Source organism: Streptomyces sp. NBC_01445, assembly GCF_035918235.1.
Classification (GTDB): domain Bacteria; phylum Actinomycetota; class Actinomycetes; order Streptomycetales; family Streptomycetaceae; genus Streptomyces.
In genome coordinates this window covers 2,727,389-2,749,254 of record NZ_CP109485.1, presented here as the reverse complement: position 1 = coordinate 2,749,254, position 21,866 = coordinate 2,727,389, and the positions used below count along the sequence as shown (strand labels likewise).

Below are 21,866 nucleotides of genomic sequence, written 5' to 3'. Positions count from 1 at the left end.
AGGAACCGGCCGGGCGCAACGCGGACACGACGCCGCGAATCGGCTGTAGCCGACACCCTCGCCCCTCCCTCCGTGCGCTGGCCCGAACGTACTCGCGGACATCGTACGAGCAGCCCGCGTCGCACCAGCAAACCGCCTGGTGCGGCGCGGGGTCGGGGTCGGCGTCCGGAGGCCTGCGCACGCGATACGGCAGTCCGCGGAAACGGAGAGGGGGCGGGCCCGTACCACCGGACCCGCCCCCGCCTCACTCCGCCCTGCGGATCAGCGCCGCAGCGTCACCGTGAAGCCGCGGTCCAGGGACTGGCGCGCGGTCTTCACCGTCGTCACCCCCGTGTCCGCGTCGTAGTACCAGCCCGACCCGGCCGCCGCGAGCGCGTCCGCCGAGCCGACGCGGGGCAGCGCGTGCCCCTCCGCCGACACCCGGCGCGGCGCGCTCTCGCCGTGGACGGTGAACCGGTGCGCGCGGGCGTCGGGCTTGTTCTGGTAACTGCCCTTGCTCGCACCGACGTTGACCTCGGTCGAGTGCTTGCCCTGGTCGACCGTGACGCGCTGCGTCGCCGACGCGCCCTTGGCGAAGTCGCGCGTTACGCCGTCGTCCTCGTACAGCGTGTAGGAGGACCGGCCCTGCGGATACACGTCCCAGTCCAGCTCATGGACGTCACGGGACTTGTACGACGTCGTCCCCTTCGGCCACATCGGCACGACCGCACCGGACTTGACGAAGAGGGGGAGCGTGTCGACGGGTGCGTGGTAGCCGTCGATCGTGGTCGGACCCTTGTAGGTCTTGCCCGTCCAGTAGTCCGTCCACGTGCCCTTGGGCAGGTATATGCCGTCGCGGGTGTCCGAGTCCTTGTAGACCGGGGCGACCAGGAAGTCGTCGCCCGCCAGGTACTCGTACTTGGCGTTCGCGCCGAGCGTCGCGGGGTCGTCCGGGTACTCCAGGTAGAGCGGGCGCACCCCGCCGACGCCGGTCTTCGCCGCCTCGGCGGACAGCGTGTACAGGTACGGCAGCAGGCGCTCGCGCAGCTGAAGGTACTTGCGGTTGATGGACGTGTAGGGCTCGCCGTCCACCCACGGCTGCTGGTTGATCTTCTTGCCGGTGGTCATGTCCGTGGCCCAGCCGTCCATCGTCATGATGGCCGGCAGGAACGTCTTGGCCTGGAGGTCACGCGCGTACATCTTGGCGTCGTGGCTGTAAATGCTGCCCACGTCGCCGGAGTTGTACGCGATGCCCGACATCGTGGCGCCCGCGTACGTCGGGATCTGCCAGCGCACGAAGTCCCACGACAGCTTCTGGTCGCCGCTCCAGAGCACGCCGCAGCGCTGCGCGCCCGCCCACGAGACGGGCATCCAGACGAAGCCGCGCGCGTCGCTGTTGTCCTCGATGCCGGCCTTCGCCTTGTCGCAGGCGTCCAGCGACATGCCGTAGCCGTTGCCGATCCAGGCGACGTCGAGCTTCGCTACACGCTGCCCGGCCTTCACCTGGTCGGCGAGCTTGTCGATGCCGTCCTGGGTCCACAGCCCCATCTCGGCGCCCCGCTCCTGGAGGCCCTTCGCGGTCTCGGCGAGGTTCTCGTAGCCGCAGCCGTAGCCGTCGTTGACCAGCATCCAGCCGAGCGGCATCTGGTGGTCGACGTACCCGTCGGCGACCTTGAGGGAGTCGAGGGTGTGGCGCTCGCCCTGGTTGGCGTTGTGGAGATAGCAGTCGGCGTCGCCGGGTTCGAGGCCGTACACCGGCGGCATGAACGGCTTGCCCACCAGCGAGGTGTAGCCGCCGATCACCTTCTTCGCGTCACCGAGGAAGTAGTAGGCGTCGAGGCGGCGCTCCTGCTGGCCCGTGTGGACCGAGGGGCCGAAGTCGTAGACGCCGGGGGCGAAGGTGTTGCGGTAGACGCCGTAACCCGCCGAAGAGAGGTAGAACGGCTGCGAGTTGTTGTAACCACCCTCGTTCCAGTTGGTGTTGTTCGCGACGTAGACCGTCCTGTCGCGGTGCGAGAACGAGCCGTTCTGCTCGCCGCCGCCGAAGAACTGCTCGTCCTTGCCGCGCTCCAGGCTCTGCCGCATGCCGCCGGTGGACCAGCGCAAGGGCTTGTCCTCCTGCCAGATCCGCGTCCTGTTGTCGGCCTTGTAGAGGCCGAAGCGCAGGGGCTGCTTGTAGACGCGCAGGACGGCGCCGGCGGATCGGATGCCGTAGTACGCGCCCGCGTCGAAGGACGACGTGTGCTTGTCGAGGGTGGGCTGCTTGCGCACGATCTGCGAACCGGCCGGGTCGCTGAACGCGCCGGACGGGTCGGCCTGGAGCCGCAGTTGACCGCCTGCCAGGAAGTCGGCCCTCGCCTTCAGGGCGCCGGCGCCGATGCTGTAGCTGCCGTCCTTGCCCGTGAAGGAGGTCAGGTCGCCCGCGTCGGTCGTCTCGGGCAGATACGCCTTGCCGACGAAGGAGTTGTCGTGCACGTCGTAGGGGACGACCACGACGTGGTACGTGCCGTCGGCCTTCGGGATCACCGTGGCCTCGGGGTCGGCCGTGCCCGCGCTGGCGGCGACCTGCTTGCCCGCGTCGTCGAAGACGTACATGTCGAAGTCGTCGGTGGGCTGCTTCGCCCACTCGATCGAGACGGGGACACCGCCCTCGGGGTTGTCGTCCCAGTAGCCGTCAGGGACCGACACCTTGAGGTCGAAGCGGTCGCACACCTTGTTGTCGGGGTCGTCAGCGGCCGCCGGGCACTTGCCGGGATCGCCCACGGTCCCCGCGGCGTACACCGGGCTCTGCCACGTCACGCTCTTGTGGGCGTCGTCGAGCACCCCGCTGCCCGGAGTCGCCGCCTTCGCCTGCTGGGCGGGGGCCCCGAGGAGGGTCGCGCCGAGGAGTGCGGCCGTGCCGATCACCGCCAAGGTGCCCCCGCGAGACGGGCGTTGCCGTCTCAGCCGCCGTTGCCGCAGTCTTCGCAATCCGTGCAAGGTGCATCTCCGCTCAACCCGAGTGACCCATGGAGCCCGGCCGGTCGATGTTTGCCAGTGCTTGAACTATTGCCATTTCGAGCAACTTCGAGCACGAAGGTTCACAGGGTTGAGGGGTTCTGTCAATGTCCTTGCACGGGCCGCGTCCCCGCGAGCCCAGCCTGATCCGAACGGGAGGCCCTAGGCCATCTGACGCCGCACCAGCTCGTGCAGCCGTCCGTTCGTGTCCGCGAGCAGCTGGGCCGGCGGTCCCTGCTGGACGACCCGGCCGTCCGCCATGACGATCACCCGGTCCGCGTCCATCACCGTGGACAGGCGGTGGGCGATGACGACACGCGTGGCGTTCAGGGCGCGGGTGCTGTCGATGACCGTGCGCTGGGTCTCGTTGTCCAGCGCGCTCGTGGCCTCGTCGAAGAACAGGATGCGCGGCCGGCGGATCAGCGCCTGCGCGATCATCAGGCGTTGCCGCTGGCCGCCGGAGATGGCGCCGCCGCCGGCGATCATCGTGTGCAGGCCCATCGGCATCCGCTTGATGTCCTCGGCGAGCCCCGCCATCGCCGCCGCCTCCCACGCCTCCTCCTGCGTGAACACCTCGGCGCCGCAGATGCAGTCCAGGATCGACCCGGTCAGCGGCTGCGCGTTCTGCAGGACGACGCCGCACTGCCGGCGCACGGCGGCCTGGTCGAGCGCGCCGAGGTCCTGGCCGTCGTACAGGACACCGCCCGAGACCGGCTTGTCGAAGCCGATGAGGAGGCGCAGGAGCGTGGACTTGCCGCAGCCGCTCGGACCGACGACCGCGACGAACTCGCCCGGCCTGATGGACAGGTTCACGTCGTCGAGGACGAGCGGCCCGTCGTCCGTGTAGCGGAAGGACACGCCGCGCGCCTCGATCTCGCCGGTCAGCTCGCCCGGCTGGGTGCTGGCGGCCCGCACCTCGGGTGCCTCGTCGAGGACGGGCTTGATCTGCTCGAACATCGGCAGGACGGCCGCCGCCGAGATCAGGGCGCCCGTGAGCTGCGTGACGGAAGACAGCAGCATCGTCACCGCGGTGCTGAACGTGAGGAAGTCGCCCGCGGAGAGGGTGCCCCGCGCGGGGCCCGCGAGCAGCATGAACATCACGAGCGAACACAGGGGCAGATAGACCGCGTTGAGGACCGTCGTCAGGTTCTTGATGCGGCCCGCGCGCCGCTGGAGCTCGCGGCTGCGCGCGAACTCCCCGGCCCACGAGGCGTACGCGAAGCTCTCCGCGCCCGCGACCCGCAGCTTCGGAAGGCCGCGCAGCGTCTGGAACGCCTGGTTGTTGAGCTTGTTGCCGAGCACGACGAGGCGGCGCTGCCAGCGCAGTTCCCACAGCCCGAGGGTGAGGAACACGCCCGCGATCACCGCGAGCATGGCGAGCGCGGTCAGCGCCAGGGGGACGCTGTAGAGGAGGAGCAGGACGAGGTTCATCGCGCCGACCGTGCCGGACTGCACCACCACCGGGCCCACGCCGGACATGAGACGGCGGATCGAGCTGATGCCCATGGCGGCGCTCGCCAGCTCACCCGTGGACCGCGACGCGAAGAACCGCGTCGGGAGCCTCAACAGGCGGTCCCACACGGCGGGTTGGAGCGCGCTCTCGATCCGGCCCTCCATGCGCAGGATCGTCAGATTCTGCAGCAGCATGAACGCGGCCGACACGATGCTCGTCACCATGACCGCGAGGGAGACCTGGACGATGAGATCCGTCTCGGCGTTCGGCACGTACACGCCGAGCACCCGCCCCGTGGCGACCGGCACCAGGGCTCCGATCGCGACCGTCACGAGCCCGGCGAGCAGCAGATTGCGCACGTCGGCCCGCGTGCCGCGCGCGCTGAACCGCAGCAGCCGCAGCGGGCTCAGCGCCCGGTCGGGCAGCGGCCGGTACAGCATGACCGCCCGCTGCTCGAACTCCGCCGCGTTGTCCTCGTCGATCCGGGTCCGCCGCCCGCTCGACGGATGCACGGCCTCGTACCCGCCGCGGCGCCACAGCAGCGCGACCGGGGTGCCGGACGCCCGGTGCCCCACCAGGGGGCCCGCGTTCTCGCGCCACCAGCGCCCGTCGAGGCGGACCGCACGGGTGCGGATCCGTGAGGCGACGGCGACCTGCTCGACCGGGTCGACGCGGTCGCTGACGGCGCCGCTGCGCTCGGGCGCCGCGAGCGTGATCCCGGCCGCGCCCGCGACCAGCTTGCACGCCGCGTACGTGGCGTCGTCACTGTTCCCGGAGGAGGAGCCGCGACGTGAACTGCCCTTGCTCTGGCGGCCGATGGACGCGAGGAGCGTCCGGTCGGCCTCCTCGCGGACGGTCTCGCCCGCCTTGATGCCCGCCGCCGTGCGGGTCTCGTGCGCGCTCTCCAGGCGTTCGATCCACCGGTCGAGCGCAGACAGGAGCCGGAACTGCTGGTTGACCATGCGCTGCCACATCGAGCCGTCGACGAGCAGCTCGCCCACGGTGTCCGCGCTGTACGACGCGCCGTACTGCACGCTGCCCGGCAGGATCGGCAGCCACAGGATGTCGTCGTCGCCCACGGAGTCGTCGCCGACCGTCCGGCCGTCGAGGGGTGCCTCGAACAGGACGCGCTGGCTGCGGCCCACACCCAGGGCGAAGGCGTGCTCGAGGAGGCTGAGGGCGGCGTCCTGGGTGTCGTACTGGCTGAGGTACTGCTGGTCGTACGACCATGAGGCGTCGCCGTAGTCGGGGCGCTGGAGTTCGCGCAGGCCGATGCGGCGCAGCAGGCAGCCCTGCAACGGGCGGCCCACCAACGTGTGCTGGGGTCCCTCGACCGGGCCGAGCAGCAGGGTGCCCGCCTCCAGGCGTCCCAGGAAGTGCCAGTGGCCCTGGGCGGCCGCGTCGACCGCGAACAGGTCGAGCGCGCCCTGGACGACCAGCCACAGGACCTGCGGTCCTTCGAGGTTCAGGCTGCGCATGCCGGCGCAGTCCACCGGCATGCCCAGGGAGCCGAACGAGGCGGTCACCTGGTCGCCGGCCGCGTACTCCTGATCTGCGTACGTCACGTCAGTGCTCCTTGACCAGCTCGGCGTACGGCCCGCCGGCGGCGACGAGCGCCTCGTGCCGGCCCCGCTCGACGATCTGGCCGTGGTCGAGGACGACGATCTCGTCGCTGTCGCGCACCGTGCTGAGGCGGTGCGCGATCACGACGCAGGCGCAGCCGCGGCGCCGCAGATTGTCGATGATGAGCTGCTCCGTCTCGGCGTCGAGCGCGCTGGTCACCTCGTCGAGCACGAGGATGCTCGGCCGGCGCACCAGGGCCCGCGCGATCTCCAGGCGCTGGCGCTGACCGCCGGAGAAGTTCCGCCCGTCCTGCTCGACCCGGCCCTGGATACCGCCGGGCCTGCGCGCGACGACGTCGTAGAGCGCCGCGTCCTTGAGGGCGTCGACGACGGCCTCGTCCGGGATCGACGGGTCCCACAGCGCGACGTTGTCACGGACCGTGCCCTCGAAGAGGAACACGTCCTGGTCGACGAAGGACACCGACGCCGACAGGGCGCCCCTCGGAATGTCCTCAAGACGCTGCCCGTCGATGCGGATCGTGCCCTCCCACGGGCTGTAGAGCCCGGAGATCAGCCGCGACACCGTCGACTTGCCGCTGCCCGAGCCGCCGACGAGCGCCACCTGCTGACCGGGTCCGACCGCCAGTGAGAAGCCCGTGAGGAGCGGCTTGTCCAGCGGGCTGTAGCCGAACGTGATGTCGTCGAGCGTGACGTGCCCCTTCAGGCGGCGCGTGCTCGCCGCCGCGTCGGGCCGCGTGTACAGAGCGTCCGCCGGGAAGCTCTCCACGTCCTTGAGGCGCGCCACGTCGGCGGCGAAGTCCTGGATGCGTCCCGCGACACCGTTGAGACGCGTGATCGGCGCGGTGAACCGCGTGACGAGGGCCTGGAACGCCACGAGCAGGCCCACCGACAGATGACCCTCGACCGCGCGAAGGCCGCCGATCCACAGGATCAGGGCGCTGTTGAGCGTGGCCAGGGTCGGCGCCACGATGCCGAGCCACGCGCTCGGCACCCCGAGCCGCTGCTGCTCCTCCAGCGTGGTCGCGTGCTGCCCCGCCCAGCGCCGGAAGTACCCGTTCTCGCCGCCCGTCGCCTTCATCGTCTCGATGAGCTGAAGGCCGGTGTACGAGGTGTTGGTGAGCCGTGCCGTGTCCGCGCGCAGCTTCTGCGTACGGGTGGCCCGCAGCCGGATCACGATCCGCATCGCCACGACGTTCCCGAGCGCGATGCCCACACCCACCAGTGTGAGCTGCGGGTCGTACGTCCACAGCAGAGCCGCGTACAGGAGGACCACGACGCCGTCGACGCCCGCAGCGGTCAGGTCACGCGCGAGCGTCTCGGAGACCGCGTCGTTCGACTGGAGGCGCTGCACCAGATCGGCCGGACTGCGCTGCGCGAAGAACGTCACCGGCAGCCGCAGCAGATGGCCGAAGAACCGGGCGCTGCTCAGCGTCGACGCGATGACGCGCCCGCGCAGCAGATTGGCCTGCTGGAGCCAGGTGAGCACGGCAGTGAGCGCCACCATCGCGCCCATCGACGCGAACAGCGCGCCGAGCAGCGAGGTCTGGTCACCGATGAGGAACATGTCGATGTACGTGCGGCTCAGCGCGGGCAGCGCCGCGCCGACCGCGACGAGCAGGAGGCTGGCGAGCAGCGCCGCGAGCATCGTGCCCGTCGTGCCGCGAAGGCGCGCGGGCAGCGCCCGCAGGACGCCGGGCCTGCGCCCGCCCGTGCGGAAGTCGTCGCCGGGTTCGAGGACGAGGACGACGCCCGTGAAACTGGTGTCGAAGTCCTCGGCGGGCACGAACCTGCGGCCCTTGTCCGGGTCGTTGATGTGCACGCCGCGCCGCCCGAAGCGCCGCCCCATGCCGTCGTAGACGACGTAGTGGTTGAACTCCCAGAAGAGGATCGCGGGCGCCTCGACCTCCGCGAGCGCGGCCGGCTCCATCTGCATGCCGCGCGCGGTCATCCCGTAACTACGGGCCGCCTTCAGGAGGTTGCTGGCCCGCGAGCCGTCGCGCGAGACGCCGCACGCGATGCGCAGCTCCTCCAGCGGGACGTGCCGGCCGTGGTGCGCCAGGACCATCGCGAGGGCCGCGGCGCCGCACTCGACGGCCTCCATCTGGAGGACGGTGGGCGTGCGGACGGTGCGGTGGCGGCGGCGCGGTGGCTTCGGCGCGGGGCGCGCGCGGCGGCGGCCGTGTCCGGCCGGGGGCAGCTGCTGCTGGACTGCGGGGGAGGGGCTCACGGGAGCAGCCAATCGATCGGGCGCTGCTCGGCGAGGTGCACGGCGCCGGAGGCGGGGGTCATCGAGTCGAGCGCGTACGGGGGTCCGCCCTTGGACGACCACGCGTAACCCGACTTGGTGGAGGGCGACGCGACGAGCTTCACGAGGACCGCGACCGCCGGGCCGCCCTTCGTGAACTGCGTGGCCAGTTCCTTGTCGCCGAGGAAGGCCTCGACCCGCTGACTGCTCTGCGCGCCGCGCCCGACCGCCTGCACCCGGCCGCGCAGCATGCCGTACTGCTGGGACGGCGCCGACTGGACGGTGAGGTCGACGTCCGCTCCGACGGGCACCGTGCCCGCGCGGTCCGCGGGGACGTACAGCATCGCGAGGAGGGGGTCCTTGGCGCCGGTCTTCTCGACGGTCGCCACATCGGAACCGGTGGTGACCACCGCGCCGATCCGGGCGACGAGCGTGGTGACGCGGCCCGCGTCGACGGTCCGCACATAGCGGTCGCCCTGCGGTGTGCTGACCTTGAGGAGCGGGGAGTTCGCGGCGAGGCGCTGCCCCTCCTTGGCGAGCACGCCCGTGACCTGACCGGTGACGGGGCTCTGGAGGACGTAACTGCCCTGCGCGTGGGTGAGGACGCCGGGGACCCGCAGCGTCGAGGAGAGGGACCCGGTCACCGCCCACACGGACGCGGCCGCCATCACGACGAGGGTCACGGCCAGCGCAAGTACGCCCTGGGGCCTGGCGAGCCGCACGGGAAGGTCGAGTTCCTCGGGCGACTGCAGTTTGGACAGGGCCTGTTGGCGGAACTGCACGACGTACTTCCCTTACGTGTCTTCCGGTCCGGCGAGGTGCCGGGAGTGCCCAAGGGCCCCGGAACCGGGGGGAGGTTCCGGGGCCCTGGCAGAGCCGTGGCTCAGAGACCAGCGGTCAGGCCGGTGGCCAGGCCGGTGACGGCGGCGGTGTTGACGCCGGTCAGGCCCTCGACGGTGCCGGTCAGGCCGCCGACGACGCCGGAGACGGGGACGATCGAGTCGGCCGTGCCGGTCAGGTTGGCGGCGAGACCGCCGACGAGGCCGCCCGACACGTTGTCGAGGTCGGCGTCGGAGATCTCGAGGGTCTCAACCTGGGGGGTGGAGTTCATGATGTGAGCTGCCCTTCTCATTGGTAATTCTCAGAATGCGCGAATCACTTGCGTAACTCCCGCAGTGCGGAGGATCAAAGCACGATGACGCCTCGCACATCCAATCGGAAGGTCCCCGGTCAGAGGCTGTGCGGGCACGGAATTACCGCCGCGTGCAGGAGTGTTCACGATGTGGGAGCAGACCCTTCACAGGATCCACAGGTCCGAATTTCTGAGCGGGCTCCATGAATTTCTGCAAAATGGACACTCCCGCATTTTTGGCCGGGGTCGCATTTGAGGGTTGTGCGCATTCACAGCACACGGTGACCGGACTGCGCATTCGGTGTGCAGGTTTACTGGAGGTGTGCGCGGGGCCGCACGGGGGTTGTCTCCCGGGCCCGGGCGTGAACAATGGGGCGATGCTGGAGTTGTCGCAGGACACAGGCGTGACGCTGCCCGGCGGTGCAGGGGCGGTGCAGTTCGGGATGACGCCCGACGAGGTGCTCTCCCGTCTGGCCGAGGGCGCGATCACGCGCAGGCGTCAGTGCATGACACTGACGCGCGAGCAGTACCCGGAGCTGCGGCACGCGCACGACGCCTGGCTCAACGGGCTTCTCCACGAACCGGACTGGGCCTTCGAGGCGGAGTTCGACGGCATCACGCTCGGCTTCCGGGGCGGCGGCCCCGGCGCAGCGGACCGGCTGTCCCGGCTCGACGTCACCACCACGGACCCCGCGCCCGCGACGCCGGTCGCGTGGGACGACATAGACCTCTTCGGCTACCCGGCGGGCGAGGTCGCCGAGGCCCTGCCCGAGGCCACGCGGCTTCCGGACGGCCCGGCGGCGGGAGCGGGCCGGACCGCCACCGGCCTGGTCGTCGAGACCGCGGGACTGCGCCTGTCGCTGCTGACGCCCGCGGCCGCCGGCCAGCGCGTCGTGCTCCTCGGACCCGACGCCCGGTCCTGGCAGGCGTGTTGCGACGGCGCGTGGGAGTGCGCGAAGGAAGGGGACGCGCTCACCGGGATCATGCGGTGACCTGACGGCGGGCACGAGGACGGCCGGCCCCACGCGCGGCCGGCCGTCCTCGTGCCCGCCGTCCTCGTCGGCTGACCTGCGGCTTCCGGACCCCGCGCTACAGCGGCAGCGCGCAGACGGCGATCGGTGCGGCGAACGCGGGACCCTCCGCCGGGGTGAGCCCGCCGCCGCAGTGGTCGACGTGGAAGACGGTCACGGACCCCGACTTCTGGTTCGCGGCGAACAGGAGTTGCCCGTCCGGCGAGAAGGCGATCTGGCGCGGGAAGTCGCCGCCGACGGGCACCGTGTCGAGCAGGCGCAGCCGCGCGCCGTCCGCCTCGATCGCGTACCGGGTCAGACTGTTGTGCCCGCGGTTGGCGAGGTAGGCGAAGCCGCCCTCGGCCGTGACCAGGATCTGCGCCGGGTAGCTGGTGCCCGGACCGGTGCCGGTGGACTGGGGTTCGCCGGGCGTGAGTCGTCCCGTCCCCGGGTCGTACGCGCAGACGACCACTGTGTTGTCCACCTCGTTGGCGAGGTACGCGAAGCGGCCACCCGGGTGGAACGTGAGGTGACGGGGGCCCGCGCCCGGGCGCAGGGACGCGTGCGACACCTGCGTGAGCGTCCCGGCCGTCGTGTCGAGGCGGTACGTGTAGACGGTGTCGTTGCCCAGGTCGACGGCGAGCACGTGCCGCCCGTCCGGGGACGTGATGATCTGGTGCGCGTGCGGGCCCTCCTGGCCGGGGCCGGGCGCGGGCTTCGAGTGGGTGACGAGAGCGGTGCGTTCACCGAGTGCCCCGGAGTCGGCGATGGGGTGCACGGCGACGCTGCCCGAAAGGTAGTTGGCGCTCAGCAGCCACCGGCCGCTCGGGTGTACCGACAGATGGCAGGGGCCCGCGCCGCCCGTGCTCTGCCGGCCGAGCACGCGCTGGTCCGCGAGCCGGACCGCCGTCACACCGCCGTCCTGCCCCTCGTCGACCGCGTACAGAGTGTGGCCGCGCGGATGCACCGCCAGATACGAGGGGTCGGCCACCCCGTCGATCGTGCCGGTCCCGGTGATACGGCCCGTGCTCGCGTCGTACGTGGCGAGCCCGATGCCGCTGCCACCGCCGTCCTGGGATGTGTACGTGCCGAGGTACAGGGGCCGTCCCGCGCGCGACGGGCGCGCCTGCGCGGGACCCGCCGCCGCCGTGACGACACCGCCGGCCGCGACGGCCGCGATCCCGCCGAGGAAGCGGCGGCGGCCGGTGCTGCTGCTCATTCCTGGTACCTCCGGGGTCAGAGTGACGTGGCTCCTACCCTGGTGCGTGCCCATTCAACTGGCAAGAGGCGCAACCATGGTTGCACTCCGTGCAATGCGCCTCAGCGGTCGAGCTCCTTGTGCGCGCTCTCCGGCAGCCGCAGGTACACCACGGACGACACGAGGCAGAGCACGGCGACGTACCAGGGGAAGAGCCCGGCGTGCCCGGTCTCCTTGAACAGCGTGCCGACATAGGGAGCCGTCCCGCCGAAGACGGCGACGGTGAGCGAGTACGGGAACCCGATGCCCGCCGCGCGTACCCGCGCGGGGAACACCTCGGCGTTGACCGCGGCCGAGATCGACGTGAAGCCGGTGAGCAGCACCATCCCCGCGCACTGCACCAGGAGCAGCGAGGCGAACGAGCTGCCGAGCGAGCGCAGCAGCGGCACGCTGAGCAGCGCGAAGCCCAGGCCGAAGAAGAGGAGCAGCGGCTTGCGCCCGAACCGGTCCGAGAGCATTCCGCCGACCGGCTGGAGCAGGGCGAAGAAGGCCAGCGCGATGGTCCCCGCGACGAGGGCGTCCGCCTTGTCGATGCCCGCGTTCAGCTCCGCGTACGTGGGCAGATAGGACGTCCACGTGTAGTAGGCGAGCGTGCCGCCTGCGGTGATGCCGCAGATCAGGAGGGACTCGCGCGGGTGATGCCGCAGCGCGTCGAAGAGGCCCGGCCGCTCGGCCGCACGCTGCTCGGCGCTGCGCGTCTCGTACGCGCCGCGCCGGATCCAGAAGCCGACCAGGCTGAGGAGCGCTCCGAGGACGAACGGCACGCGCCAGCCCCAGCCGTCCATCTGCCCGTCGCCGAGCGTGCTCACCAGCGCCGCCGCGACACCGGACGCCGCGAGCTGTCCGGCGGACGTCGACACGTACTGGAAGGACGAGAACAGTCCGCGTCGCCCCGGGCCCGCCGACTCCACGAGGAAGGTGGTCGAGGCAGCGAACTCGCCCCCGACGGACAGCCCTTGGAGCAGCCGCGCGAGGACGAGCACCACGGGCGCGAGGACGCCCGCGGCCGCGTACGTCGGGGTGAGTGCGACGAGCAGGCTGCTGCCGCCCATCAGCAGGATGGTCACGGTCAGCGCGGCCCGGCGGCCGTGCCGGTCGGCGACCGCTCCCATGAGGAGCCCGCCGACCGGCCGCATGAAGAACCCGACGGCGAACACCGCGAACGTGGAGAGCAGCGGTACGAGGGAGTTGCCCGAGCCCTTGGGGAACACCTGGCCCGCGATGTACGTGGCCAGGAACGTGTATGCGTACCAGTCGTACCACTCGACGGCGTTGCCGACCGAGGCGGCGAGGAGCTGGCGCAGCGGGCGGCGCGGGGGAGCGGTGTTCAGGGCCCCGGCCGCCGGATCCGACGGGTCCGAGGGGCCGGACGGGGCCGACGGGGAGGGGGACGTGCGATCTGTCATGATCGCGACCATCCCCCGAACCCCGCCGTCCCACACCTCAGGTCTTACGGCCCGAGGTCACGGTCAGCCCTTGCGGTACGAGATCACCGTCGTCGTCACCAGACACGGTGAGGGCGGCACCATCTCCACCCGCAGCGTGCCGTTCGCGGTGTCGTAGTCGACGCCCTCGGCCTCGAACGTGCCCGAGCAGATGCTGCGTTGGGGGATCGCGAACGCGACCGTGACGTGCCCGGTGACCGGCGAGCCGTCCAGCGGGCGGTCCAGGGCGACCTCCAGGACCTCCTTCGTCGAGCCGTCGGACGAGCACGCCAGATGTGTGGCGTCGGTGAAGTCGCAGCCCTGGATGTTGTCGACCGGCTTGTCGAGAGTGATCTGCCCGGCCTGCGGGAGATTCGCGCCGGGTGCGGGCGCCGACGGGTTGAGCACGGGCGCCGGGAAGACCTGGAGCCGGTTCATCGTGCCCCACTCGCCGGCCACCAGCCACTGCCCGTCGGGCGACACGGACGCGAACGAGTTGTTGAGCAACTCGCCCTGATCCAGGGTGTGTTCGTACGTGGTGCGCTTCCCGTCGGGGGCCGTCACCGCGAACATCTTCTTCGTCGTGGCGTCGCCGCCCTGGTACGCGTCGAACGTGTAGCCCTGCGCCACATCCGGGTCGCCTATGTGCGACCAGCCCGCTGTACGCAGATCGAGCGGTACGGAAGCGAGGCCCCGGTACACCAGGGAGCCGTCGGCGTGGCTCGCCAGGCCCTGACTGCCGGTGAGTGAACTCACCCGCGCGGTGCCGGTCTCGGTCCAGGTGGGCGCGGCCATCGCCGTGCCCGCGCCGAGCGCGAGGGCGCCCAGGGTCGCCGTCAGAGTGAGGAGTTGGCGTCTTGTCCGTCGTTGCGTGGGGGGTTTCATCGCGGCCTCCGCCGGTCGAAGATCGGGTCGCGGACCAGGCTGCCCTACGATCGGCGCATGAGGCTGACGATTCTCGGCGGTGGCGGATTTCGAGTGCCCTTGGTGTACGGAGCGCTGCTCGGCGACCACGCGCCGGGCCGCGTCACCGAGGTCACGCTGCACGACACCGACCCGGACCGGCTGCGGGCCGTCACCGGCGTACTGGCGGAACAAGCCACCGGCGTCCCCGACGCGCCCGCCGTGCACGCCACCACCGACCTCGACGCGGCGCTGCGCGGCGCCGACTTCGTGTTCTCCGCGATCCGCGTCGGCGGCCTCGCGGGCCGCGCCGCGGACGAGCGGGTCGCCCTCGCCGAGGGAGTGCTCGGCCAGGAGACCGTCGGCGCCGGCGGCATCGCGTACGGCCTGCGGACCGTGCCCGTCGCCGTCGACATCGCGCGCCGCGTCAGGCAACTCGCGCCCGACGCCTGGGTCATCAACTTCACCAACCCGGCGGGCCTGGTCACCGAGGCCATGTCACGGCACCTCGGCGACCGCGTCATCGGCATCTGCGACTCGCCCGTCGGACTCGGCCGCCGTGTGGCGCGCGTCCTCGGCGCCGACCCGGGCGAGGCCTGGATCGATTACGTCGGCCTCAACCACCTCGGCTGGCTGCGCGGACTCGAGGTGAACGGCCGCGACGAGCTCCCGCGCCTGCTCGCCGACGAGAAGCTGCTCGGCTCCTTCGAGGAAGGCCGCCTCTTCGGCACGGACTGGCTCCGCTCGCTCGGCGCGATCCCCAACGAGTACCTGCACTACTACTACTTCAACCGGGAGACCGTCCGCGCCTACCAGGAGGCCGATCGCACCCGCGGCGCGTTCCTGCTCGACCAGCAGGCCGCCTTCTACACCGACCCGTCGTACGCCAGTTGGGATCGCACCCGCGCCGAGCGCGAGGCCACGTACATGGCGCACAACCGCGAGGCGTCCGGCGCGGGCGAGCGGGACGCGGCCGACCTGGAGGAGTCGGGCGGCTACGAGAAGGTGGCGCTCGCCCTGATGCGCGCCATCGCCCGCGACGAGCGCGCGACGCTGATCCTCAACGTGCGCGGGCGCGGCGCCCTGCCGTCCCTCGACGACGACGCCGTGGTCGAGATCCCCTGCCTCGTCGACGCCAACGGCGCGCACCCCGTCAGCGTGGCGCCGCTGCCCGGCCATGCCACGGGCCTCGTCTCCTCGGTCAAGGCCGTCGAGCGCGAGGTGCTCGAAGCGGCCGAGGGCGGCTCGCGCGCCGCCGCCGTCAAGGCCTTCGCCCTGCACCCCCTCGTCGACTCCGTGACCGTGGCCCGCCGCCTCCTGGAGGGATACACGGCGGCCCACCCCGGCCTCGCCTACCTGACCCGCTAGGGGGTGTCCGGCGGATCAGGGCCGGGTAGGTCGCGGCGAGGTGCCGTGCCGGCGTCGCGACCCCGGCCCGTGATCCGCCGGACACCCCCGAGTAGAGGAGCCCGTATGCACGACGAACTCCGCCGCATCGAGCAGCGCGTCGCCCGCGTCCACGACCAGCGCGTCAAGCCGGCCGTCCACAGCGCCCGGGTCCCGCTCGCCCTCCAGGCCTGGCACGCGCCCGGCGAGCCCGTCCCCTTCGCCGAGGCGAAGTCGGCCGCGTACAAGCCGTTCAGTGTCGGCACCCCTTGGGGCCCGCCCTGGGGCACCACCTGGTTCACGGCGCACGGAACGGTCCCCGCCGAGTGGGCAGGCCGCCGCGTCGAGGCCGTCTTCGACCTGGGCTTCGTCAACGACTGGCCCGGCAACCAGGCGGAGGCCCTCGTCCACCTCCCCGACGGCCGCCCCCTCAAGGCCGTCAACCCGCAGAACCAGTACGTGCCCGTGGCCCGCCCCGCGCAGGGCGGCGAAGAGGTCGACTACCTCATCGAGGCCGCCTCCAACCCGGACATTCTCGCCGACCGCTTCGCGCACCCCACCCCGCTCGGCGACCCGCGCACGGCGGGCGACCAGCCGCTCTACACCTTCAGGAGCGCCGACCTCGCGATCCTCGACGAGGACGTCTTCCACCTCTCGCTCGACCTCCAGGTCCTGCGCGAGCTGATGCTGGAGCTGAGCGAGCACGAGCCGCGCCGCCATGAGATCGCGCACACTCTCGAAGCGGCGCTCGACGCCCTCGACCTCGACGACATCTCCGGCACGGCCGCCGCCGCCCGCGCCGTCCTCGCCCCGGCCCTCGCGAAGCCGGCGCACGCGGGCGCGCACACCCTCTCCTCCGTCGGCCACGCGCACATCGACTCGGCCTGGCTGTGGCCGATCCGCGAGACCAAGCGCAAGACGTCCCGCACCTTCTCGAACGTGACGGCGCTCGCAGACGAGTACGACGAGTTCGTCTTCGCCTGCTCGCAGGCCCAGCAGTACGAGTGGGTCAAGGACAACTACCCGCACGTGTGGGACCGCATCAAGGAGGCCGTCGCCAAGGGCCAGTGGGCGCCCGTCGGCGGGATGTGGGTCGAGTCCGACGGCAACCTGCCCGGCGGCGAGGCCATCGCCCGCCAGCTCGTCCACGGCAAGCGCTTCTTCATCGAGCACTTCGGCGTCGAGACGAAGGGCGTGTGGTTGCCCGACTCGTTCGGTTACAACGCCGCCTACCCGCAGCTCGCCCGGCTCGCCGGGAACGAGTGGTTCCTCACGCAGAAGCTGTCCTGGAACCAGACCAACAAGCTGCCCCACCACTCGTTCTGGTGGGAGGGCATCGACGGCACGCGGATCTTCACCCACTTCCCGCCGGTCGACACCTACAACGTCGAGTTCTCCGGCAGGGAGATGGCGCACGCCGTCCGCAACTACCAGGACAAGGGGCGAGGCACCCGCTCCCTCGCGCCCTTCGGGCACGGCGACGGCGGCGGCGGACCCACCCGCGAGATGCTGGAGCGCGCCCGCCGCCTGGCCGACCTGGAGGGCTCCGCGAAGGTCAGGGTCGAGCACCCGGACGCCTTCTTCGCCGAGGCGAGCAAGGAGATCCCCAAGGACCAGGTGTGGTCGGGCGAGCTCTATCTGGAGCTGCACCGCGCCACGTACACCTCGCAGGCCCGCACCAAGCAGGGCAACCGCCGCAGCGAACACCTGCTGCGCGAGGCCGAGTTGTGGGCCACGGCCGCGGCCCTGCGCGCGCCGGGGTACGCGTACCCGTACGAGAAGCTCGACCGGCTGTGGAAGACGGTGCTCCTGCACCAGTTCCACGACATCCTGCCCGGGTCGTCCATCGCCTGGGTGCACCGCGAGGCCGAGGCGGAGTACGCGCGCGTGGCGGTCGAACTCGAAGCGATCACGGCGGAGGCGGTCGGTGCGCTGGGGGGCGGCGAGGGTGGGCCGCACGTGTTCAACACCAGCCCGTACGCCCGTACCGAAGTGATCCGCACCCCGGCCGGGGACCTGGCCCGCACCCACGTGCCCGCCCACGGGTCGGCGCCTCTGGCCCGCGCCGTCCCCGACCACCCCGTCACCGTCACGGACGGCCGCACGCTCGACAACGGGCTCGTGCGCGTCGTCATCGGCCCCGACGGGACGCTGGCCTCCGTGTACGACCTGACCGCGGAACGCGAGGTCCTCGCCGGCCCCGGCAATCTGCTCCGCCTCCACAGCGACCTGCCCAACTACTGGGACGCCTGGGACATCGACAAGCACTACAAGAACCACTACCGCGACCTCCTCGACGCCGAGTCCGTGACGGTGACCGAGGAAGGGCCGCTGCGTGCCGCCGTCCGTGTGGAGCGCGCCTTCGGCAAGGGCTCCCGCATCACGCAGACCGTCACCCTGCGCGCGGGCAGCAAGCGCGTCGACGTCGAGACCGGGATCGACTGGCACGAGACCGAGAAGATCCTCAAGGCCGCGTTCCCCGTCGACGTCCGCGCCGACCACTCCAGCGCCGAGATCCAGTTCGGCCACGTCAAGCGCCCCACGCACACCAACACCAGCTGGGAGGCGGCCCGCTTCGAGGTGTACGGCCACCGCTGGGTCCACATCGGCGAACCCGGCTACGGCGTCGCGGTCCTCAACGACTCCACGTACGGCCATGACGTCTCGCGCACGACCCGGGACGACGGCGGCACGACCACCACCGTCCGCCTCTCCCTAGTGCGGGCCCCGCGAGTGCCCGACCCGGAGGCCGACCAGGGCACGCACCGCTTCACCTACTCCCTGCTGCCCGGCGCGAGTGTCGCCGACGCGGTCGCCGAGGGGTACGCGCTCAACCTGCCGCTACGGGTGGCCGGTTCGGGCGGTGCGCCGGAGCCGGTGGTGTCGGTGGACGGCGACGGCCTGACGGTGGAGGCGGTGAAGCTCGCCGACGACGGCTCGGGCGATGTCGTCGTCCGGCTCTACGAGTCCCTCGGCGGCCGGGCCGCGGGCACGCTGCGCACGGGCTTCCCGCTCGCCGGCGTCCAGGTCACCGATCTCCTGGAACGTCCGCTCGCACAACAGCCGGAAGAGGTGCGGACGTCGGCGGACGGCAGTGACGCGGTGCGGGTGGCGCTGCGGCCGTTCCAGATCGTGACGCTGCGGCTCGCGGTGGGCGGCCGGGGCTGAAGTCGTCAGTGGGGAGGGCCGGTTGGACCTCCCCACTGATCCCGGCTCCGTGATTGTTTCTGACGCATACGGCGAATTTTCATGCAAGTGTCATCACCCCTTCCCCTCCGACCGGTCCTCTTGGAACACTCTGTTCGCTTCTGTCCCCACACACCCAAGAGGCCCCACACCCATGCCTGAACTCAACCGGCGGCGCTTCCTGCAGATAGCGGGCGCGACCGCGGGCTTCACCGCCCTGTCGAACAGCATCGACCGCGCCGCCGCCATTCCGGCCGCCCGCGTCAAGGGAACCGTCCAGGACATCGAGCACATCGTCGTCCTGATGCAGGAGAACCGGTCCTTCGACCACTACTTCGGCACGATGAAGGGCGTCCGCGGCTTCGGCGACCCGCGACCGGTGACGCTCCCCAGCGGCAAGCCCGTGTGGAACCAGGCGAGCGGCGGCAAGGACGTCCTGCCCTACCACCCCGACGCGGCAGACCTCGGCATGCAGTTCATCGCAGGCCTCGACCACGACTGGGCCGGCGGCCACAGCGCGTTCAACAACGGCAAGTACGACAACTGGATCGCCGCCAAGGGCACGGGCACGATGGCGTATCTGACGCGCCAGGACATCCCGTTCCACTACGCGCTCGCCGACAAGTTCACGGTGTGCGACGACTACCACTGCTCGTTCATGGGGGCCACCGACCCCAACCGCTACTACATGCTGTCGGGCCACGTCGGCAACGACGGCACCGGCGGCGGGCCCGTCCTCGGCAACCAGGAGGCCGGCTACGGCTGGACCACGTACGCCGAGCGCCTGGAGAAGGCCGGGGTCTCCTGGAAGGTCTACCAGGACATCGGCGACGGCCTCGACGCCGCCGGGAGCTGGGGCTGGATCGACGACGCCTACCGCGGCAACTACGGCGACAACTCGCTCCTCTACTTCAACAACTACCGCAACGCAAAGCCGGGCGACCCCCTTTACGACAAGGCCCGCACCGGCACGAACGCCAAGGCGGGCGACGGCTACTTCGACGTCCTGAAGGCCGACGTCAAGGCCGGGAAGCTCCCCAAGATCTCCTGGATCGCGGCGCCCGAGGCGTTCTCCGAGCACCCCAACTGGCCCGCGAACTACGGCGCCTGGTACATCTCGCAGGTCCTCGACGCGCTCACGTCCAACCCGGACGTGTGGAGCAGGACGGCGCTGTTCATCACGTACGACGAGAACGACGGCTACTTCGACCACGTGGTGCCGCCGTACGCCCCCGCCTCCGCGAACCAGGGCCTGTCCACCGCCGACACCACCCTCGACTACTTCAAGGGCAACGCGAGCTACTCGGCGGGCCCCTACGGCCTCGGGCAGCGCGTCCCCATGATCGTCGTCTCGCCGTGGTCCACGGGCGGTTACGTGTGCTCGGAGACGCTCGACCACACCTCGATCCTGCGGTTCATGGAGAAGCGCTTCGGCGTCAAGGAGACCAACATCTCGCCGTGGCGCCGCGCCATCTGCGGCGACCTCTCCACCGCCTTCGACTTCTCCCTCACGAACACGACTCCGGCGCAACTGCCCAGCACCGCCGGGTACCTGCCGCCGGACCACGACCGGCACAACAGCTACGTGCCGAAGCCGCCGGCCAGCCCCGTGCTGCCCAAGCAGGAGTCGGGCTCCCGTCCCGCGCGCCCGCTGCCGTACGCGCCCTACGTCGACGGGGTCTCCACACCGTCGACCGGCAAGTTCCAGCTCACGTTCAGCGGCGGGCCCTCCGCGGGCGCGGCGTTCCAGGTGAGGTCGCTCAACCGGACCGACGGCCCCTGGACGTACTCCACCGAGGCCGGCAAGTCGATCTCGGACGCCTGGAACTCCACTTACTCCGCCGGGAAGTACGACCTCACGGTGCACGGCCCGAACGGATTCCTGCGCGCCTTCAAGGGCACCAACACCGTCGCCGAGCCCGGACTCACGGCCCGCCACGACGCGAGCACGGGCAACCTCACGCTCACGCTGACGAACCCCACCGGCGCCGACGTCCACCTCACCGTGACCAACGCCTACGGCGGAACGCCGCAGACGTACACCGTGCGGGCCGGTGCCACTGTCACGCAGACCGTCGACCTGCGTGCGACCAAGCGCTGGTACGACCTGAAGGTGACCGCCGACAGCGACAGCACGTACCTGCGCCGCCTCGCGGGCCATGTCGAGAACGGACAGGCCGGCGTGAGCGACCCCGGGATCCTCACGGTCTGACCCCGCAGGGGGCTTCGATCTCGAAGACCTCCAAGACCTCCAGGACACTCGAAAATCGCGCCGCCGCCCGTTCCGTACCGGTTCGGGCGGCGGCGTACGTCACATCTGTCCGGCCTGGATGCCACCACAGGATGGCGCGGTAGTGTGCCCGGGTGACGACGCATTCGAACACCCCGGCAGGCTGGTACCCCGACCCCCAGGGCGCGCCCCAGACCCTGCGGTGGTGGGACGGCGCGCAGTGGACCGAGCACACCAGCCCTGTGCAGCAGCCCGCGGGCCAGCAGGTCCCGCAGCAGGCGCAGCGGCAGCCTCAACAGCAGCAAGTGCAGCAGCCGGTCCAGGGCCAGTTCGCGCAGCAGCAGCAGCACGCGGCCGGCCCGTACGGGCAGCAGGCCCCGCAGCAGCAGAGTTACGTCGACCCCGCCAAGGTGCAGCGCCAGGTGCAGCACCAGGCCGGTGTCGCGCCCACCGCGCAGGGCGGCGGCAGCCTCTTCACCGAGCCGGTCCTGGTGGTGAACCAGAAGGCCAAGCTGATCGAGCTGACGAACGAGTACACCGTCATGGATCAGAACGGCGCGCAGATCGGCTCCGTCGTCCAGGTCGGCCAGAGCACCCTCAAGAAGGTCGCGCGCTTCGTCTCCAGCCTCGACCAGTTCATGACCCACAAGCTGGAGATCCGCGACGCGTACGGGCAGCCGCAGCTCGTCATGACGCGGCCCGCGAAGTTCATGAAGTCGCGTGTCGTCGTGGAGCGCCCGGACGGCTCGCCCGTCGGCGAGATCGTCCAGCAGAACATGATCGGCAAGATCAACTTCGGGATCAACGTGAACGGCCAGCAGATCGGCGCGATCAAGGCCGAGAACTGGCGGGCCTGGAACTTCTCGATCGTCGACCACGCCGACAACGAGGTCGCCCGCATCACGAAGACGTGGGAGGGACTCGCCAAGACGATGTTCACGACCGCGGACAACTACGTCCTCCAGATCCACTACCAGCTGCCCGAGCCGCTCCTGAGCCTCGTCGTGGCGACCGCCCTCACGGTGGACACCGCCCTCAAGCAGGACGCACGCGGCTTCGGCTGACCGGGCCGGCGCCCGG

Annotated in this window: 13 protein-coding genes; 5 read left to right on the top strand and 8 right to left on the bottom strand. The window is 71.0% G+C overall.

Annotated elements, in window-relative coordinates; all coding sequences use genetic code 11:
* Positions 1 to 261 precede the first annotated feature (261 nt).
* From OG574_RS12705 to OG574_RS12685, 5 genes are all read right to left on the bottom strand, one after another.
* Complete coding sequence (locus tag OG574_RS12705; RefSeq protein ID WP_326778451.1) at positions 262 to 2,886, bottom strand: glycoside hydrolase family 31 protein; 2,625 nt, start codon at positions 2,884 to 2,886, stop codon at positions 262 to 264.
* Between the two features lie 252 nt (positions 2,887 to 3,138).
* Positions 3,139 to 5,928 (bottom strand): NHLP bacteriocin export ABC transporter permease/ATPase subunit, encoded by a 2,790-nt coding sequence (locus OG574_RS12700; RefSeq protein ID WP_326778450.1) that lies wholly within the window; start codon positions 5,926 to 5,928, stop codon positions 3,139 to 3,141.
* Between the two features lie 67 nt (positions 5,929 to 5,995).
* Positions 5,996 to 8,251, bottom strand: a complete 2,256-nt coding sequence (locus OG574_RS12695; protein WP_326773295.1) for an NHLP family bacteriocin export ABC transporter peptidase/permease/ATPase subunit — start codon at positions 8,249 to 8,251, stop codon at positions 5,996 to 5,998.
* Positions 8,236 to 9,039 (bottom strand): HlyD family efflux transporter periplasmic adaptor subunit, encoded by an 804-nt coding sequence (locus OG574_RS12690; protein ID WP_326773294.1) that lies wholly within the window; start codon positions 9,037 to 9,039, stop codon positions 8,236 to 8,238. The genes OG574_RS12695 and OG574_RS12690 overlap by 16 nt, the downstream gene beginning before the upstream one ends.
* Before the next feature lie 101 nt (positions 9,040 to 9,140).
* The gene (locus tag OG574_RS12685; protein ID WP_116507716.1) at positions 9,141 to 9,368 is read right to left on the bottom strand and encodes a type A2 lantipeptide; all 228 of its coding nucleotides are present in this window, start codon (positions 9,366 to 9,368) and stop codon (positions 9,141 to 9,143) included.
* A 398-nt stretch (positions 9,369 to 9,766) separates the two neighbouring features.
* Between OG574_RS12685 and OG574_RS12680 the strand changes: the two genes are divergently transcribed.
* The gene (locus tag OG574_RS12680) at positions 9,767 to 10,381 is read left to right on the top strand and encodes a hypothetical protein (RefSeq protein ID WP_326773293.1); all 615 of its coding nucleotides are present in this window, start codon (positions 9,767 to 9,769) and stop codon (positions 10,379 to 10,381) included.
* A 97-nt stretch (positions 10,382 to 10,478) separates the two neighbouring features.
* Here OG574_RS12680 and OG574_RS12675 read toward each other — a convergent pair whose 3' ends face one another.
* The 3 genes from OG574_RS12675 to OG574_RS12665 all read right to left on the bottom strand — a co-directional run bounded on the left by OG574_RS12675 (position 10,479) and on the right by OG574_RS12665 (position 13,966).
* The gene (locus OG574_RS12675; protein ID WP_326773292.1) at positions 10,479 to 11,618 is read right to left on the bottom strand and encodes a lactonase family protein; all 1,140 of its coding nucleotides are present in this window, start codon (positions 11,616 to 11,618) and stop codon (positions 10,479 to 10,481) included.
* A gap of 101 nt (positions 11,619 to 11,719) precedes the next feature.
* Positions 11,720 to 13,075: an MFS transporter gene (locus OG574_RS12670; RefSeq protein ID WP_442816817.1), complete on the bottom strand. Its 1,356-nt coding sequence runs from the start codon at positions 13,073 to 13,075 to the stop codon at positions 11,720 to 11,722.
* 51 nt (positions 13,076 to 13,126) lie between these two features.
* The gene (locus OG574_RS12665; protein ID WP_326773290.1) at positions 13,127 to 13,966 is read right to left on the bottom strand and encodes a hypothetical protein; all 840 of its coding nucleotides are present in this window, start codon (positions 13,964 to 13,966) and stop codon (positions 13,127 to 13,129) included.
* 57 nt (positions 13,967 to 14,023) lie between these two features.
* Between OG574_RS12665 and OG574_RS12660 the strand changes: the two genes are divergently transcribed.
* The 4 genes from OG574_RS12660 (at position 14,024) to OG574_RS12645 (ending at position 21,850) form a co-directional block, all read left to right on the top strand.
* Positions 14,024 to 15,352: a 6-phospho-beta-glucosidase gene (locus OG574_RS12660; RefSeq protein ID WP_326773289.1), complete on the top strand. Its 1,329-nt coding sequence runs from the start codon at positions 14,024 to 14,026 to the stop codon at positions 15,350 to 15,352.
* Between the two features lie 105 nt (positions 15,353 to 15,457).
* The gene (locus OG574_RS12655; protein ID WP_326773288.1) at positions 15,458 to 18,538 is read left to right on the top strand and encodes an alpha-mannosidase; all 3,081 of its coding nucleotides are present in this window, start codon (positions 15,458 to 15,460) and stop codon (positions 18,536 to 18,538) included.
* Positions 18,539 to 18,710: 172 nt separating this feature from the next.
* Positions 18,711 to 20,768, top strand: coding sequence for a phosphocholine-specific phospholipase C (locus tag OG574_RS12650; RefSeq protein ID WP_326773287.1), 2,058 nt, complete (start codon positions 18,711 to 18,713; stop codon positions 20,766 to 20,768).
* 152 nt (positions 20,769 to 20,920) lie between these two features.
* The gene (locus tag OG574_RS12645) at positions 20,921 to 21,850 is read left to right on the top strand and encodes a phospholipid scramblase-related protein (protein WP_326773286.1); all 930 of its coding nucleotides are present in this window, start codon (positions 20,921 to 20,923) and stop codon (positions 21,848 to 21,850) included.
* Positions 21,851 to 21,866 lie beyond the last annotated feature (16 nt).